Here is a 16,632-nt window from a genome sequence, read left to right as displayed (position 1 = left end):
CGGCTCAGAGCGGACGCAGTGCAGGTTCCTTGCGTGCTCTCGCCCCGCCCAGCAGACGGTCCAGGGCGAGCTCCACGTCTTCCTTCCACGACAGCGTCGTCCTCAGCTCCAGCCGCATCCGCGGGTGGGACGGGTGCGGGCGCACCGTCTTGAAGCCCACCGACAGGAGATGGTCGGCCGGCAGCAGACACGCGGGCCGTTCCCACCGCGCGTCGCCGAAGGCCTCGATCGCCTTGAACCCCCGGCGCAGCAGATCCTTCGCGACCGTCTGGACCATCACCCGCCCCAGCCCCTGCCCCTGGTACCCCGGCATGATCCAGGCGGTGATCAGCTGCACCGCGTCCGGGGAGACCGGGCTCGTGGGAAAGGAAGCGGCGCGCGGCACGTAGGCGGGCGGGGCGTACAGCACGAAGCCCACCGGGACCTCGTCCACGTAGACCACCCGGCCGCAGGAACCCCAATCCAGCAGGACGGCGGAGATCCACGCCTCCTTCTCCAGCTCAGGGGTGCCCGCCTTGACGGCGGCCGCACCACTGACGGGATCCAGCTCCCAGAAGACGCAGCTCCTGCAACGCCTGGGCAGATCCTGGAGGTTGTCCAGCGTGAGCGGTACCAGCCGACGACCCATGACCGCATCGTAACCACTGCCCCCCGCTTCTTCGAGTGCGGACATCCCTCGAAGGAGCAGGGGGACAGAAGCGGCGTAACTACTCGGCCGGGGACTCCCCCGGAAGTCCCTGCTCCAGCACCCGGCCCTCGCCCGGGGCCAGCGTCCCCAGGATCCGCTCCAGGTCCTCCATGGAGGCGAACTCGACGGTGATCTTGCCCTTCTTCTGGCCCAGATCCACCTTCACGCGCGTCTCGAAGCGGTCCGAGAGCCGCGTCGCCAGCTCGCTGAGCGCCGGCGCCACCCGGGTACCCGCACGCGGGCCCTTGGGCTTCACCGTGCTCGTGGGCTCCGAGGCCATCAGCGTGATGATCTCCTCGACCGCACGCACCGACAGGCCCTCGGCGACGATCCGGTGCGCGAGGCGGTCCTGCTCCTCGGAGTCCTCCACCGACAGCAGCGCCCGCGCGTGCCCCGCCGACAGGACGCCCGCGGCCACCCGGCGGCGCACCGGGGGAGAGAGCTTCAGCAGGCGCAGCGTATTGGTGACCTGCGGACGCGAACGGCCGATCCGGTCGGCGAGCTGGTCGTGGGTGCAGTTGAAGTCGTGCAGGAGCTGGTCGTACGCCTCCGCCTCCTCCAGGGGGTTGAGCTGCGCCCGGTGCAGGTTCTCCAGGAGCGCGTCCAGCAGGAGCTTGTCGTCCTCCGTGGCGCGGATGATCGCCGGAATCCGCTCCAGCCCGGCCTCACGGCAGGCGCGCCAGCGGCGCTCACCCATGATCAGCTCGTAGCGGTCCGGGGTCGTCTGCCGCACGACCACCGGCTGGAGCAGACCCACCTCCAGGATGGAGGTCACCAGCTCCGCCATGGCGTCCTCGTCGAACACCTCGCGGGGCTGCCGCGAGTTCGGCGTGATCGCGTCCAGGGGAAGCTCCGCGAACGTCGCCACCGCGACCTCGGCAGCCTCCGGCACTGCCGCCGGCTCACCGGCCGCACCGGCCACGTCCACCGGCCCGACCGGCTCCGGTACCGATGTTTCACGTGAAACATCGGCCTGCGTCAGGGCAGCGACCTTGGCCGCGGCGATCCCCCGCTCCGAGGTCAGCACCGGTACCGCCGACGGAGACATCGACCCCGAGCCGACCGCCGGCGTCTTCTCCTGAGAAGCGGCCGGAATCAGTGCGGCGAGCCCCCGCCCCAGCCCCCTACGTCGCTCGCTCACTGGATCCCCTCCGCCACACTCTGCGTGCTGTTCGTGCCCGCGCCCGGATGGGCGTTCTGGGCGTCGTAATGGATTCCGGCCCCTCGCAGCGCGATCTCCCGCGCCGCCTCCAGGTAGGAGAGGGAGCCGCTGGAACCCGGGTCGTACGTGAGAACCGTCTGTCCGTAGCTCGGGGCCTCCGAGATCCGCACGGACCTCGGGATGCTGGTGCGCAGCACCTCCTTGCCGAAGTGGGTGCGCACCTCGTCCGCCACCTGGGAGGCCAGCCGGGTCCTGCCGTCGTACATCGTCAGCAGGATCGTCGACACGTGCAGGGTCGGGTTCAGGTGGGCCCGGACCAGGTCGACGTTGCGCAGCAGCTGTCCCAGGCCCTCCAGTGCGTAGTACTCGCACTGGATCGGGATCAGCACCTCCGCGCCGGCCACCATGGCGTTCACCGTGAGCAGGCCCAGCGAGGGCGGGCAGTCGATCAGGATGTAGTCGAGCGGCTGCTCGTACGCCTGGATCGCCCGCTGGAGGCGGCTCTCACGGGCCACCAGCGAGACCAGCTCGATCTCCGCGCCCGCCAGGTCGATCGTGGCCGGGGCACAGAACAGCCCTTCCACGTCCACGACCGGTTGGACGACCTCCAGCAGCGGGCGGCTGTCCACGAGCACGTCGTAGATGGACGGGACGTCCGCGTGGTGGTCGATGCCCAGTGCCGTGGAGGCGTTGCCCTGCGGGTCGAGGTCGATCACGAGGACCCGCGCACCGTGCAGGGCCAGCGAGGCCGCCAGGTTCACGGTCGTCGTGGTCTTGCCCACGCCGCCCTTCTGGTTGGCGACCACCATGATCCGGGTCTGCGCGGGGCGGGGCAGGGAACCCCCCGAGCGCCCGAGCGCCTCGACGGCCAGCTGGGCGGCACGGCCGATGGGGGTGTCCTCGATCTCGTCGTTGTCGACGAGCGGCGGGGGTGATGTTTCACGTGAAACATCACCCGGCGATTCAGAGCGGGGACCGGGGACCGGATCGGCCATCGGCCCCGCGAGGTTGGCGTCGGACCGCACGGTGTCACTCTCCTCGGCAGCGGGCTCGCGATGAACAGAGCCTGCCATGCCACCTGGGTCGCGAACCAGCGGGGCCCGTACTCCTGTGGATGAATCCACCGTTGTGGACAACTCCGTACCCCCCGCGTCCTTGCGGTGACGGGGGGCCGCAGCAGCACGGCCGCGGCTGATGATTCCGTGCAGCAGAGAGCGACGTTTCACGTGAAACACGATGCCCGGACGGACTCTTCAGGCCGCTACGACACTCCGAAATCCATACCTATAGGGCCCAACACCCCTGAAATCGGAAAGATCAACGGCGCCTGCGGGTCGTCCGCCCCACCCGAGCGGCCTTGGCCCGCTTGGCGGCGAACCTCACCCCGCCGGGGCTCTCCCCGACCTCCACCCGGACCACCGTGGACAGGGGGTCGACGATTCCCTCGCCCACGTGCAGGACCGAGGTCTTCACCACACCGAGCTTGGTGAGCGCGGCCTTCGCCGCCACCAGCTCCTCCTCCGCGGTGTCGCCCTTCAGCGCCAGCATCTCGCCGTACGGGCGCAGGAGCGGTACGCCCCAGCCCGCGAGCCGGTCCAGCGGTGCGACCGCCCGGGCCGTCACCACGTGCACCGGCTGGAGCTTGCCGAGTACCTCTTCGGCGCGCCCGCGGACCACCGTGACGTGGTCCAGGCCCAGCTGCTCCACGGCTTCCTGGAGGAAGTTCGTACGGCGCAGCAGGGGCTCCAGCAGCGTGATCTTCAGGTCCCGCCGGACCAGGGCGAGCGGGATACCGGGCAGGCCGGCACCCGAGCCCACGTCGCAGACGGTGACGCCCTCGGGCACCACCTCGGAGAGCACCGCGCAGTTCAGCAGGTGCCGCTCCCACAACCGGGGAACCTCGCGCGGCCCGATCAGGCCGCGCTTGACCCCCGCGTCCGCCAGCAGCTCCGCATACCGCACAGCTTCCGGGAAAAACTCACCGAACACCGCGCGCGCCTCTTCAGGCGCCGGGGGAAGCTCCGCTGCCTCCGTCACGGGGACCGTCCTTCCGTACAGAACCGCTAAGACCGTGTCGTCCAACTGTCAGGCTTACAAACATCGGCCCCGTCTGCGACACAGACGGGGCCGACCACTCCATGTTCCGGTCAGGCCGGGAGCACAACGACGAAGCGCTGCGGCTCCTCGCCTTCGGACTCGCTCTTCAGACCGGCGGCCGCCACGGCGTCGTGGACGACCTTGCGCTCGAACGGCGTCATCGGAGCCAGCTTCAGCGGCTCGCCCGAGGCCTTCACATCGGCGGCGGCCTGGGCACCCAGGGCCGCCAGCTCCTCGCGCTTCTTCGCCCGGAACCCGGCGATGTCCAGCATCAGCCGGCTGCGGTCCCCGGTCTCGCGGTGCACGGCGAGGCGGGTCAGCTCCTGGAGGGCTTCGAGGACCTCTCCGTCGCGGCCCACGAGCTTCTGCAGGTCGCGGCTGGAGGAGTCGCTGACGATCGAGACCGCGGCGCGGTCGGCCTCGACGTCCATGTCGATGTCGCCGTCCAGGTCGGCGATGTCCAGCAGACCCTCAAGGTAGTCGGCCGCGATCTCACCCTCCTGCTCCAGGCGGGTCAGGGTGTCGCCACTCTCAGCGGCGGCGGTGGTGGTGCCTTCCGTCACGGGAGGGACTCCTTCTTACTTCTTGGAGGGCTTGCTGGGGGGCGTCTGACGCTTCGACTTCGGCTGCCGCTTGGGCTGCTGCCGCTTGGTCGCGACACCGCCGCTCGCCGCGTCCGCATCGGCGGTGGCCTCAGAACTCTTGATCACGGAGCCGTCCGCCTGTGCGGCCATGCCCTGCTTCGTCAGCGCGGTGATGAACTTGCGCTCGTTGTCGTTGCGGTCCGGGCCCTTGGCCACGATCGCCGCGACGATCTTCTTCTTGCCCCGGCCCTTGACGTCTCCGTGGGAGGAGACGTGCTTGAGCAGGCGGGTCAGGTACTGGTCCTGCGCCTTGCTGCCCGGCGTCGGGTTCTGGTTGATGACGTACATCTGCTGGCCCATGGTCCACACGTTGGTGGTCAGCCAGTAGACGAGGACACCGACGGGGAAGTTGATGCCCATCACCGCGAAGATCAGCGGGAAGATGTACATCAGCATCTTCTGCTGCTGCATGAAGGGGGTCTTGACCGAGAGGTCGACGTTCTTCTGCATCAGCTGGCGCTGGGTGTAGAACTGCGACAGCGACATCAGGATGATCATGATGGCCGTCACGACGCGCACGTCGGTGATCGACGCGTTGAGGCTCGCGACCTTCTCGGCGCTGTCCGTGAACTTCGCGGCCAGCGGGGCACCGAAGATGTGTGCCTGGCGGGCGCTCTCCAGCAGCGACTGGTTGATGACACCGATCGTCTTGCCGTTGGCGATGCTCGCGAGCACGTGGTAGAGCGCGAAGAAGAACGGGGACTGCGCCAGGATGGGAAGGCACGAGGAGAGCGGGTTGGTACCCGTCTCCTTGTACAGCTTCATCATCTCTTCGGACTGACGCTGCTTGTCGTTCTTGTAGCGCTCCTGGATCGCCTTCATCTTCGGCTGGAGCGCCTGCATGCCCCGCGTCGCCTTGATCTGCTTCACGAAGAGCGGGATCAGGCAGATACGGATCAGGATCACCAGGGACACGATGGACAGGCCCCAGGCCCACCCACTGTCCGCACCGAAGATCGCCCCGTACAGCTTGTGGAACTGGACGATGATCCACGACACGGGTGTGGTGATAAAGCTGAACAGACTGGCAATCGTGTCCACTAATCAGGCTCCTTGAGCATTGCGAGATCTACGCAACGCACTGCGCAGCTGCTCGTGCCAACGCGGGCGTTTCCGGGGTGGGACATGATCCACACCGCCCGGGGACCACGGATTGCACCGCAGGATCCGCCAGGCGGTCAGAACCGTCCCCTTCACCGCACCATGCCGGTCGATGGCCGCGAACCCGTAGTGCGAGCACGACGGGTAATAGCGGCACACCGGCCCGAGCAGCGGACTGATCGTCCACTGGTACAGCTTGATCAAAGCGAGCAGCGGGTACTTCATCGAGCCACGCCTCCCAGCAGCCGCGCCAGGGCGGCATCCAGGTCGCGGGCCAGCTCGTCGAGGCCGGCCTCACCCGCTCCGGGCAAGGCCCGCACCACCACCAGGCTACCGGCGGGCAGCTGGGCCAGCCGGTCACGGACAAGATGCCGAAGACGGCGCTTCACCCGGTTACGGACGACCGCTATGCCGACAGCCTTGCTGACGACGAAACCCGCACGCGGCGAGGGATCGATCTCCCCCGGCTCGTGCGGGTCCGTTGCACCGCTTGTACGTAGGTGGACGACGAGGAGCGGGCGTCCTGCCCGCCGGCCCCGGCGTACCGCGCTCGCGAAGTCCTCACGCCGCCTCAGCCGATTTTCGGGAGACAGCACGACGTCACGACCTGCGCGTTGTTACGCGGAAAGGGCTGCGCGGCCCTTGCCACGGCGGTTCGCGAGGATCGCGCGACCGGCGCGGGTACGCATCCGCAGACGGAAGCCGTGGGTCTTGGCACGACGGCGGTTGTTCGGCTGGAAGGTGCGCTTGCTCACTCGGGGGCTCCAGAGAATGAATCGTGTGTGGCGTTACATCGCCTGGCTGTCACCGTGCGCCCACGAGGAACTCGCGTGTTCGCCCGAGTGGACACCGCTAAACGATCACAATCAGTGATCTCGCCCATCGGTAGGCAGGCGGCAGCAGCCATCGACAACTCGACCTCGTTACGGTACGCGCGGCTACGCCATCCGGTCAAACCGAGCCTTCGCTGCCCCACACTGTGCACAGGCTGTGGACAACGACTTGAACCCTACCCACCGGCCTGACTACCGTTGCCTGATCCCTGTTTTTTTGTCCCGACCGTCCCAAAGAACCACACATTCGTGGGACGGGACCCCGTGAGAGAGCGTGCTCTGTGGCTGACGTACCTGCCGATCTTGCCGCAGTGTGGCCACGCGTGCTCGAGAAGCTGCTCGGGGAGGGTCAGCAAGGCATCGAGCCCAAGGACAAGCAGTGGGTCGAACGCTGCCAGCCCCTGGCCCTCGTCGCCGACACGGCCCTCCTCGCCGTCCCCAACGAATGGGGCAAGCGGGTTCTCGAAGGCCGCCTGGCCCCGCTCATCAGCGATGCCCTGAGCCGCGAGTGCGGCCGGCCCATCCGGATCGCCATCACCGTGGACGACTCCGCCGGTGAGCCCGCGCCCTCCGCGCCGCCCTCCCCCTCGCCCCGCGAGGGCTACGAGCCGTACGGCGGCCAGCGCCCCGGCGGGCACACCGGCCCGGGCGGTCCCGGCGAGGACCAGCTGCCCACCGCCCGCCCCGCCTACCCGGACTACCAGCAGCCGCGCCCCGAGCCCGGTGCCTGGCCCCGCGGCGGCCAGCAGGACGACTACGGCTGGCAGCAGCAGCGCCTGGGCGGCTTCCCCGAGCGCGATCCGTACGCCTCCCCGCAGCCCGGCTACCTCCAGCAGCCGGAGCCCGGCGGCTACGACCAGGGCGGCTACGACCAGCAGCAGTACGAGCAGTCCCCGTACGAGTCCCAGAAGTACGAGCAGCAGAAGTACGAGGCCCAGCAGTACGAGCAGCAGAAGTACGAGCAGCCCGCCCCGCGCCCGGCTCCCGGCCGGCCGGCGCCGCCCCCGGCGCCCTCGGGCGGTTCCACCTCGGGCCCGCTGGAGCCCACCGCCCGGCTGAACCCCAAGTACCTCTTCGACACCTTCGTGATCGGCGCCTCCAACCGCTTCGCGCACGCCGCCGCGGTGGCCGTCGCGGAGGCGCCGGCGAAGGCGTACAACCCCCTGTTCATCTACGGGGAGTCGGGCCTCGGCAAGACGCACCTGCTGCACGCCATCGGGCACTACGCGCGCAGCCTCTACCCCGGAACCCGGGTGCGGTACGTGAGCTCGGAGGAGTTCACCAACGAGTTCATCAACTCGATCCGTGACGGGAAGGGCGACGCCTTCCGCAAGCGCTACCGCGAGATGGACATCCTGCTCGTCGACGACATCCAGTTCCTCGCGAGCAAGGAGTCGACGCAGGAGGAGTTCTTCCACACCTTCAACACGCTCCACAACGCCAACAAGCAGATCGTGCTGTCCTCCGACCGGCCGCCCAAGCAGCTCGTCACCCTGGAGGACCGGCTCCGCAACCGCTTCGAGTGGGGCCTGATCACCGACGTCCAGCCGCCCGAGCTGGAGACCCGCATCGCGATCCTGCGCAAGAAGGCCGTCCAGGAGCAGCTCAACGCCCCGCCGGAGGTACTGGAGTTCATCGCCTCCCGCATCTCGCGCAACATCCGCGAGCTGGAGGGGGCGCTGATCCGGGTCACGGCCTTCGCGAGCCTCAACAGGCAGCCGGTCGACCTGGGTCTGACCGAGGACGTGCTGAAGAACCTGATCCCGGGCGGCGAGGACAGCGCGCCCGAGATCACCGCCTCCGACATCATGGCGGCCACCGCCGACTACTTCGGGCTGACCGTGGACGACCTGTGCGGCTCCTCGCGCAGCCGGGTCCTGGTGACCGCCCGGCAGATCGCCATGTACCTGTGCCGGGAGCTCACGGACCTCTCACTGCCGAAGATCGGGGCCCAGTTCGGCGGGCGCGACCACACGACCGTCATGCACGCGGACCGCAAGATCCGCGCCCTGATGGCGGAGCGCCGCTCCATCTACAACCAGGTAACGGAGCTCACGAACCGCATCAAGAACGGCTGAGGCCGGCCCCGGCGGCCGTGCCAGGGGCCCTTCAAACCCCACGACAGGGCGCTTCCGGATCGAACCGGGGGCGCCCTTCTTCGTCCGCGCGCCCCTGCTCTGTTCGAATGCGCCCCCGGAGGAGGCCTTCATCCACAGATTGGTGGACTTTCTTCCGTCCACAGCCTGAGGACAGTCCTCGTCGCCCACAATCTGTCCACAGGACCGCAGGTTGAGGGCTCATCAGGGCAGGTCAGCCCCCTGTGGAATTGTGAGGAAGCGTCATCCACAGGCTGTGGACAGAAATTTCGCCCACAGGGTCATCCACTCCTCTGTCCACCGCAGACCCACAGGTTCCCGCATGCTGTGCACAGGATCCGAGGGGTTCTCCACACCGTTGTCCACTGTTCGGCAACTCGGCACCTCCTGTCACCGCCCCGAGTGAAAGCGGTCACACGGATGTCGACGTTTGGTCTGTGGACCACTGGGGAAAAGCTGGGGACGCAGCTGTGGAGTACCGGGGGTCACCTGGGGACGGCCTGTGCAGAAGTTTTCGTTCTCCACAGATACCCCCTGTTGTCCACCGGTGCCGTACACAGGGTGTGGGGATAAAAAACGCGGGCTGACCTGGGAAAACGGGCTTATCCACCGTTTCCACAGGCCCTACTACTACCCCCATAGAGAGTTAGGCCGGTTTCGGTTTTCAAGCGGGTCCTGTGCACAACTCGTCGATCGGCCGCCCCGACACCTCGCTCCCGACTTGACCGCCAGCCGCGACGACTGTCGGCGCCGTACGTCAGACTGGTCCCCGGCATCGGTCGAGGCATCGACGAGCCGACGACGAAGGCCGGCAGACGAGCGAGCAACAGCAGGAGGCGGTTCCGGTGAAGATCCGGGTGGAGCGCGACGTACTCGCGGAGGCGGTGGCCTGGGCTGCACGCAGCCTCCCGGCCCGGCCGCCGGTGCCCGTACTCGCGGGCCTGCTGCTGAAGGCCGAGGACGGCACCCTGTCCCTCTCCGGCTTCGACTACGAGGTCTCGGCCCGGGTCTCCGTCGAGGCGGACGTGGAGGAGGACGGCACCGTCCTCGTCTCCGGCCGGCTCCTCGCCGACATCTGCCGCGCCCTCCCCAACCGCCCGGTGGAGATTTCCACAGACGGTGTACGGGCGACCGTGGTCTGCGGCTCCTCGCGATTCACACTCCACACCCTGCCTGTGGAGGAGTACCCGGCACTGCCGCAGATGCCGACCGCGACCGGCACCGTGCCCGGTGAGGTCTTCGCCTCCGCCGCCGCCCAGGTCGCCATCGCCGCCGGCCGCGACGACACGCTGCCCGTGCTGACCGGTGTCCGCATCGAGATCGAGGGCGACCGCGTCACCCTGGCCTCCACCGACCGCTACCGCTTCGCGGTCCGCGAGTTCCTGTGGAAGCCGGAGAACCCGGACGCCTCGGCCGTGGCCCTGGTGCCCGCCAAGACGCTCCTGGACACCGCCAAGTCCCTGACCAGCGGTGACACCGTCACCCTGGCGCTCTCCGGCTCCGGCCAGGGCGAGGGCCTGATCGGCTTCGAGGGCGCGGGCCGCCGCACCACCACCCGGCTGCTCGAAGGCGACCTGCCGAAGTACCGCACCCTCTTCCCGACGGAGTTCAACTCCATCGCGGTGATCGAGACCGCGCCGTTCGTCGAGGCCGTCAAGCGCGTGGCCCTCGTCGCCGAGCGCAACACCCCGGTGCGCCTCAGCTTCGAGCAGGGTGTGCTCATCCTGGAGGCCGGTTCCTCCGACGATGCACAGGCTGTGGAACGTGTGGACGCCAAGCTGGAGGGCGACGACATCTCGATCGCCTTCAACCCGACCTTCCTGCTGGACGGTCTGAGCGCGATCGACTCGCCGGCCGCGCAGCTCAGCTTCACCACGTCCACCAAGCCGGCGCTGCTCAGCGGCCGCCCCGCGGTCGACGCGGAGGCCGACGAGGCCTACAAGTACCTGATCATGCCGGTCCGCCTCTCCGGCTGACGCCCGTACGTCGGCGCCGGGCCCGGTCTCGCAGGCTGCGAGGTCCGGGCCCGTCCCCGTCCGGGGCCATCCCCCGGCGGCGCCGGGAGCGCCCGTGGGGCCCCGCGCCACGGCCCGGCGTAGGCTCGGATCCGGCGGGCGGCCCCAGGGACCCACGGGACACCAGGGGAGCCCCGGCATAGACGGCCACAACGCTTAAGGAACCACCTGATGGAGCTTGGTCTCGTCGGTCTCGGCAAGATGGGCGGCAACATGCGCGAGCGCATCCGCCGCGCAGGCCACACCGTCATCGGATACGACCGCAACCCGGACCTCGCCGATGTCCACAGCCTGCGGGAACTTGTGGACAGCCTGCAGGCCCCCCGCGTGGTGTGGGTGATGGTCCCGGCAGGTGCGGCGACGCAGTCCACCGTCGACGAGCTGGCGGAGCTGCTCTCCCCCGGCGACATCGTCGTCGACGGCGGCAACTCCCGCTGGACCGACGACGAGAAGCACGCCGAAGAGCTGAAGGCCAAGGGCATCGGCTTCGTCGACTGCGGCGTCTCGGGCGGCGTCTGGGGCCTGGAGAACGGCTACGCGCTGATGTACGGCGGCGAGCCGGAGCACGTCGCGGCCGTCCAGCCGGTCTTCGACGCCCTCAAGCCCGAAGGTGACTTCGGCGCCGTGCACGCCGGCAAGGTCGGCGCGGGCCACTTCGCGAAGATGGTCCACAACGGCATCGAGTACGCCATGATGCAGGCCTACGCCGAGGGCTGGGAGCTCCTGGAGAAGGTGGACTCGGTCACCGACGTCCGCGAGGTCTTCCGCTCCTGGCAGGAGGGCACGGTCATCCGTTCCTGGCTGCTGGACCTCGCCGTGAACGCGCTGGACGAGGACGAGCACCTGGAGCAGCTGCGCGGCTACGCGCAGGACTCCGGCGAGGGCCGCTGGACCGTCGAGGCGGCGATCGACAACGCCGTGCCGCTGCCGGCGATCACGGCCTCGCTGTTCGCCCGTTTCGCGTCCCGCCAGGACGACTCCCCGCAGATGAAGATGATCGCCGCGCTGCGCAACCAGTTCGGCGGCCACGCGGTGGAGAAGAAGTAGCACCACCGCACCACAGCAGCACCACAGAGCAGAACAGCAGGAAGCCGGGGGAGGTCGGCGCCGTATGCATGTATCGCATCTCTCGTTGGCCGACTTCCGCTCGTACGCCCGGGCCGAGGTTCCCCTCGCCCCGGGCGTCACCGCTTTCGTGGGCCCCAACGGCCAGGGCAAGACGAACCTCGTCGAGGCCATCGGCTACCTGGCCACCCTGGGCAGCCACCGGGTGTCCTCCGACGCCCCGCTGGTCCGCATGGGCGCCGACCGGGCGATCGTGCGCGCCGCCGTCACCCAGGGGGAACGGCAGCAGCTCGTCGAGCTGGAGCTCAACCCCGGACGCGCCAACCGGGCCCGGATCAACCGGTCCTCGCAGGTCAGACCCCGGGACGTGCTGGGGATCGTACGGACCGTGCTGTTCGCGCCGGAGGACCTGGCCCTGGTCAAGGGCGACCCCGGGGAGCGGCGCCGCTTCCTGGACGAGCTCGTCACCGCGCGCTCGCCGCGGATGGCGGCCGTCCGCTCCGACTACGAGCGGGTCCTCAAGCAGCGCAACACCCTGCTGAAGTCCGCCGCGATGGCCCGCCGGCACGGCGGCCGCTCCATGGACCTGTCCACCCTCGACGTGTGGGACCAGCACCTGGCGCGCGCCGGCGCCGAGCTGCTCGCGCAGCGCCTCGACCTGCTCGCGACCCTGCTGCCGCTCGCCGACAAGGCCTACGAGCAGCTCGCGCCCGGCGGCGGGCCGCTCGGGCTCGCCTACCGCTCCTCGGCCGGCGAGCCGGTCGACGGCGGCGAGGCACGCACCCGCGAGGCGCTCTACGAGGTGCTGCTCGCGGCCCTCGTGGAGGTGCGCAAGCAGGAGATCGAACGCGGCGTGACCCTGGTCGGCCCGCACCGCGACGACGTCCTGCTGCGGCTCGGCGAGCTGCCGGCCAAGGGGTACGCGAGCCACGGCGAGTCCTGGTCGTACGCGCTGGCGCTGCGCCTGGCCTCGTACGAGCTGCTGCGCTCGGAGGGGACGGAACCGGTGCTGATCCTGGACGACGTCTTCGCCGAACTGGACGCGCGGCGCCGCGAGCGGCTCGCGGAACTGGTGGCGCCGGGCGAACAGGTACTGGTGACGGCGGCAGTGGACGATGACGTTCCGGGCGTGCTCTCGGGGACGCGGTTCGGGGTGTCCGGCGGTGAGGTGACCCGGCTGTGAGCGAGGGCGAGCAGGACAAGGCGGCGCGCAAGGCCCCGGAGCCGTCCGGGGTGGACCTGGCGCGGCAGGCACTGGCCGCCGCGCGGGAGCAGGCCCGCGCCCGGGGCAACGTGGCAGGCGGGAAGAAACGGCAGTACCAGCCGGGGCTCCGCTCGGGCGCGCGGGCGGACGGCCGCGACCCGATGCCGCTGATGGCGGCGCTGGACCGGCTGCGGACCGAGCGCGGCTGGGAGATGCCGATCGCGGTGGCCGGGGTGATGGAACGCTGGCCGGAGATCGTCGGCCCGGACATCGCCGCGCACTGCGTGCCGGAGCGCTACGAGGACCGGGAGCTCGTGGTGCGGTGCGACTCCTCGGCCTGGGCGGCGCAGCTGAAGCTGCTGGCCCCGCAGCTGGTGGCCCGGCTCAACGCGGACCTGGGGCAGGGCACCGTCCGGCTGATCAAGGTGCAGGGGCCGGGGGGCCGGCCGAAGCGGTACGGGCCGTGGCGCGCGCCGGGCAGCACGGGCCCGGGCGACACGTACGGCTGACCGGGCGCCGCTCGCCTGCGGCGGGCGGGGCACGGCGGGCGGCTGACCCCGACCCGCGTCACGGTCCCCGGGCCCGGCCCGAACGGCCCGGGCCCACCCCGCCCCGGCCCGGCCCGAGCGGGCCCGGCGGCCCCCGGCCGGGCCATTGCCCCGATCCTCGAGGCCCGGGCGGGCCACTGCCCTGACCTCGCGGCCCGAGCGGGCCGGTGTCCGCTGCCGCAGCGGCCGCAGGCGGGCTCCCGCGCCGTGCGTTCGGCCCGAGCCGGCCGGGGCAGTCTCCCGACGGGTGGTGCGTGGCCCGGTGCGGGCCCCCGGCCCTCCGGCCCGAGCAGGCGAGCCGTCCCCTGGCCGGTAGCCCCGTGGCCTTCGGTGGTTCCCTTGCTCCTGGTGGGCCCCCGGGCCCTGGTGGCCCCCCTGGCCCCCCTTGGCCCCCCTGGCCCTCCTGGCCCGGTGGCCCCCCTGGCCCCTGACCCCCAGCCCGAGGCCCCCGGTCCGAGGCCCCTGGCCCCTGACCCCCGGTCCGAGGCCCCCGGTCCGAGGCCCCCGGTCCGAGGCCCCCGGTCCCCGGGCCCGAGGCCCCCGGTCCGAGGCCCCCGGTCCCCGGGCCCGAGGCCCCGGGCCCGAGGCCCCGGCGGCCCCCTGGCCCTCTGGCCCCCTGCCTCCCCTGGCCCCCGGCCCCGCGCCCCCTGCCCCCGTGCCCCCCGGACCTCCTCGCGCCGCTTTCGGCAGGAGGGGCGACGGGGATGGAGGCGTAGGTTCCGTTTTGGTCGGGCGGGGCCTCCTGGAGACGGGCGGGGGCGGGGTCGTCGGATTCCGGATCGGGGTGTTCGCGGGTGGTGTCCCTCACGGTAGTGACGGGTTGACAGCCCGAAGCGCTGGACGCCCGTGTGAGCCGCTTTGAGCCCCTCCCCTGATGTGGGGAGTCGGAGAGAGGAGGTTCAGGGCGGCACATGCGGACTCAGGTACCGGCAAACCCCCATTCATGTCAGTGGTACCGGTAGACTGGAGACAATCCCGCCCGCTTGCGGGATGGCAGTCGAGTAACACCGACTTACGCCGACTACACGCTGACAACGCAGATCGACGCAGCCGCTCCTGCTTGCATGCCTGCTGGCCCGGAGTACGGCCTGTGCTGTGCCAGAAAGGGCGCTTCGTGGCCGATTCCGGCAACCCCAACGACAAGAACGAGTCCACCACCGAGGAGAACGCCGCGGCCGGCGAAGCCGGTGGTGGTTACACGGGCAGCAACATCCAGGTCCTGGAGGGTCTGGACGCCGTCCGCAAGCGCCCGGGCATGTACATCGGTTCCACCGGTGAGCGCGGCCTGCACCACCTCGTCCAGGAGGTAGTCGACAACTCGGTCGACGAGGCCATGGCCGGCCACGCGGACACCATCGACGTGACGATCCTCGCCGACGGCGGAGTCCGTGTCGTCGACAACGGCCGAGGCATCCCGGTCGACATCGTCCCGTCCGAGGGCAAGCCCGCCGTCGAGGTCGTCCTGACCGTCCTGCACGCGGGCGGCAAGTTCGGTGGCGGCGGCTACGCCGTCTCCGGCGGTCTGCACGGTGTCGGTGTCTCCGTCGTGAACGCCCTGTCGACGAAGGTCGCGGTCGAGGTCCGGCGTGACGGCTACCGCTGGACCCAGGACTACAAGCTCGGTGTCCCGACGGCGGCCCTCGCCAAGAACGAGGAGACCGACGAGACCGGCACCTCGGTCACCTTCTGGGCCGACGGCGACGTCTTCGAGACCACCGAGTACTCCTTCGAGACGCTCTCGCGGCGCTTCCAGGAGATGGCCTTCCTCAACAAGGGCCTGACCCTGACGCTGACGGACGAGCGCGAGTCGGCGAAGGCCACGGTGGGCGCGGACTCGGCCGAGGAGGCCGACGACAGCCAGGCGCGCACGGTGAAGTACCACTACGAGGGCGGCATCGTCGACTTCGTGAAGTACCTCAACGCGCGCAAGGGCGAGCTGATCCACCCGACCGTCATCGACGTCGAGGCCGAGGACAAGGAGCGCATGCTCTCGGTCGAGATCGCGATGCAGTGGAACTCGCAGTACACCGAGGGTGTCTACTCCTTCGCGAACACGATCCACACGCACGAGGGCGGTACCCACGAAGAGGGCTTCCGCGCCGCGCTGACGGGTCTGGTCAACCGCTACGCGCGCGACAAGAAGCTGCTCCGCGAGAAGGACGACAACCTCGCCGGCGAGGACATCCGCGAGGGTCTGACGGCGATCATCTCGATCAAGCTGGGCGAGCCCCAGTTCGAGGGCCAGACGAAGACCAAGCTGGGCAACACGGAGGCCAAGACCTTCGTGCAGAAGGTGGTCCACGAGCACCTGAACGACTGGTTCGACCGCAACCCGGTCGAGGCCGCGGACATCATCCGCAAGTCGATCCAGGCGGCCACGGCCCGCGTCGCGGCCCGCAAGGCCCGCGACCTGACCCGCCGCAAGGGTCTGCTGGAGAGCGCCTCGCTGCCGGGCAAGCTGTCCGACTGCCAGTCGAACGACCCGACCAAGTGCGAGATCTTCATCGTCGAGGGTGACTCCGCCGGCGGCTCGGCGAAGTCCGGCCGCAACCCGATGTACCAGGCCATCCTGCCCATCCGCGGCAAGATCCTGAACGTCGAGAAGGCGCGCATCGACAAGATCCTCCAGAACACCGAGGTCCAGGCGCTGATCAGCGCCTTCGGCACGGGCGTGCACGAGGACTTCGACATCGAGAAGCTCCGCTATCACAAGATCATCCTGATGGCGGACGCCGACGTCGACGGCCAGCACATCAACACCCTGCTGCTGACCTTCCTCTTCCGCTTCATGCGGCCGCTGGTCGAGGCCGGTCACGTGTACCTGTCGCGCCCGCCGCTCTACAAGATCAAGTGGGGCCGCGACGACTTCGAGTACGCGTACTCGGACCGCGAGCGCGACGCCCTGGTCGAGCTGGGCAAGCAGAACGGCAAGCGGATCAAGGAAGACTCGATCCAGCGCTTCAAGGGTCTGGGCGAGATGAACGCCGAGGAGCTGCGCGTCACCACCATGGACGTCGACCACCGCGTGCTCGGCCAGGTCACCCTGGACGACGCCGCGCAGGCCGACGACCTGTTCTCGGTGCTGATGGGTGAGGACGTCGAAGCCCGGCGCTCCTTCATCCAGCGCAACGCCAAGGACGTTCGCTTCCTCGACATCTGAGTCGGCTCAGCTGACCGCC

General features: G+C 69.8%; 14 protein-coding genes and 1 pseudogene. 6 read left to right on the top strand and 9 right to left on the bottom strand.

All coding sequences use genetic code 11. The annotated features are described in order from the left end of the window. Nucleotides 1-4: 4 nt before the first annotated feature. The 9 genes and pseudogenes from OOK31_RS20570 to rpmH all read right to left on the bottom strand — a co-directional run bounded on the left by OOK31_RS20570 (nucleotide 5) and on the right by rpmH (nucleotide 6,447). Nucleotides 5-628 carry a GNAT family N-acetyltransferase gene (locus OOK31_RS20570; protein ID WP_267088741.1) on the bottom strand — a complete coding sequence of 208 codons (624 nt, stop codon included), beginning with the start codon at nucleotides 626-628 and terminating at the stop codon, nucleotides 5-7. Between the two features lie 79 nt (nucleotides 629-707). Beyond that, nucleotides 708-1,829, bottom strand: coding sequence for a ParB/RepB/Spo0J family partition protein (locus OOK31_RS20565; protein ID WP_267088740.1), 1,122 nt, complete (start codon nucleotides 1,827-1,829; stop codon nucleotides 708-710). Then, the gene (locus OOK31_RS20560; RefSeq protein ID WP_267088739.1) at nucleotides 1,826-2,923 is read right to left on the bottom strand and encodes a ParA family protein; all 1,098 of its coding nucleotides are present in this window, start codon (nucleotides 2,921-2,923) and stop codon (nucleotides 1,826-1,828) included. Before OOK31_RS20560 ends, OOK31_RS20565 begins: the two co-directional genes overlap by 4 nt. 244 nt (nucleotides 2,924-3,167) lie before the next feature. Next, on the bottom strand, nucleotides 3,168-3,887 hold the full coding sequence (gene rsmG / locus OOK31_RS20555) for a 16S rRNA (guanine(527)-N(7))-methyltransferase RsmG (protein ID WP_267088738.1): 720 nt from the start codon (nucleotides 3,885-3,887) through the stop codon (nucleotides 3,168-3,170). A gap of 110 nt (nucleotides 3,888-3,997) precedes the next feature. Then, nucleotides 3,998-4,510: a R3H domain-containing nucleic acid-binding protein gene (locus OOK31_RS20550; RefSeq protein ID WP_249766856.1), complete on the bottom strand. Its 513-nt coding sequence runs from the start codon at nucleotides 4,508-4,510 to the stop codon at nucleotides 3,998-4,000. Between the two features lie 15 nt (nucleotides 4,511-4,525). Continuing rightward, on the bottom strand, nucleotides 4,526-5,632 hold the full coding sequence (gene yidC, locus OOK31_RS20545; protein WP_267088737.1) for a membrane protein insertase YidC: 1,107 nt from the start codon (nucleotides 5,630-5,632) through the stop codon (nucleotides 4,526-4,528). A gap of 30 nt (nucleotides 5,633-5,662) precedes the next feature. Beyond that, nucleotides 5,663-5,917 (bottom strand): annotated as a pseudogene (yidD, locus tag OOK31_RS20540) (membrane protein insertion efficiency factor YidD); the annotation flags it as partial. After that, a complete protein-coding gene (rnpA, locus tag OOK31_RS20535) occupies nucleotides 5,914-6,288 on the bottom strand; it encodes a ribonuclease P protein component (protein WP_267088736.1) in 375 nt (124 codons plus the stop codon). The pseudogene yidD and the gene rnpA, both read right to left, overlap by 4 nt. A 21-nt stretch (nucleotides 6,289-6,309) precedes the next feature. After that, nucleotides 6,310-6,447 carry a 50S ribosomal protein L34 gene (gene rpmH / locus OOK31_RS20530; protein ID WP_008741645.1) on the bottom strand — a complete coding sequence of 46 codons (138 nt, stop codon included), beginning with the start codon at nucleotides 6,445-6,447 and terminating at the stop codon, nucleotides 6,310-6,312. Nucleotides 6,448-6,806: 359 nt separating this feature from the next. Here rpmH and dnaA point away from each other — a divergent pair, with 359 nt between their 5' ends. From dnaA to gyrB, 6 genes are all read left to right on the top strand, one after another. Then, nucleotides 6,807-8,603: a chromosomal replication initiator protein DnaA gene (gene dnaA, locus OOK31_RS20525; RefSeq protein WP_267088735.1), complete on the top strand. Its 1,797-nt coding sequence runs from the start codon at nucleotides 6,807-6,809 to the stop codon at nucleotides 8,601-8,603. 863 nt (nucleotides 8,604-9,466) lie between these two features. Next, a complete protein-coding gene (gene dnaN, locus OOK31_RS20520) occupies nucleotides 9,467-10,597 on the top strand; it encodes a DNA polymerase III subunit beta (RefSeq protein WP_267088734.1) in 1,131 nt (376 codons plus the stop codon). 207 nt (nucleotides 10,598-10,804) lie between these two features. Continuing rightward, entirely contained in the window at nucleotides 10,805-11,683 is an 879-nt protein-coding gene (gnd, locus tag OOK31_RS20515; RefSeq protein ID WP_323188241.1) for a phosphogluconate dehydrogenase (NAD(+)-dependent, decarboxylating), read from the top strand. A 64-nt stretch (nucleotides 11,684-11,747) separates the two neighbouring features. Then, nucleotides 11,748-12,884: a DNA replication/repair protein RecF gene (gene recF / locus OOK31_RS20510; protein WP_267088732.1), complete on the top strand. Its 1,137-nt coding sequence runs from the start codon at nucleotides 11,748-11,750 to the stop codon at nucleotides 12,882-12,884. Next, nucleotides 12,881-13,414, top strand: a complete 534-nt coding sequence (locus OOK31_RS20505; RefSeq protein WP_267088731.1) for a DUF721 domain-containing protein — start codon at nucleotides 12,881-12,883, stop codon at nucleotides 13,412-13,414. The genes recF and OOK31_RS20505 overlap by 4 nt, the downstream gene beginning before the upstream one ends. A gap of 1,129 nt (nucleotides 13,415-14,543) precedes the next feature. After that, on the top strand, nucleotides 14,544-16,613 hold the full coding sequence (gene gyrB, locus OOK31_RS20500) for a DNA topoisomerase (ATP-hydrolyzing) subunit B (RefSeq protein WP_267088730.1): 2,070 nt from the start codon (nucleotides 14,544-14,546) through the stop codon (nucleotides 16,611-16,613). Nucleotides 16,614-16,632 lie beyond the last annotated feature (19 nt).

Source organism: Streptomyces sp. NBC_00249 (assembly GCF_026342355.1).
Taxonomy (GTDB): Bacteria; Actinomycetota; Actinomycetes; order Streptomycetales; family Streptomycetaceae; genus Streptomyces.
Note: the sequence above shows the minus strand (reverse complement) of the source record. Positions and strands in the feature narration are given on the sequence as shown.

Excerpts from the sequence above, each read along its gene's own strand:
- recF (WP_267088732.1), top strand. The coding sequence starts at position 11,748 with ATGCATGTATCGCATCTCTCGTTGGCCGACTTCCGCTCGTACGCCCGG.
- OOK31_RS20560 (WP_267088739.1), bottom strand. The coding sequence starts at position 2,923 with ATGGCAGGCTCTGTTCATCGCGAGCCCGCTGCCGAGGAGAGTGACACC.
- OOK31_RS20570 (WP_267088741.1), bottom strand. The coding sequence starts at position 628 with ATGGGTCGTCGGCTGGTACCGCTCACGCTGGACAACCTCCAGGATCTG.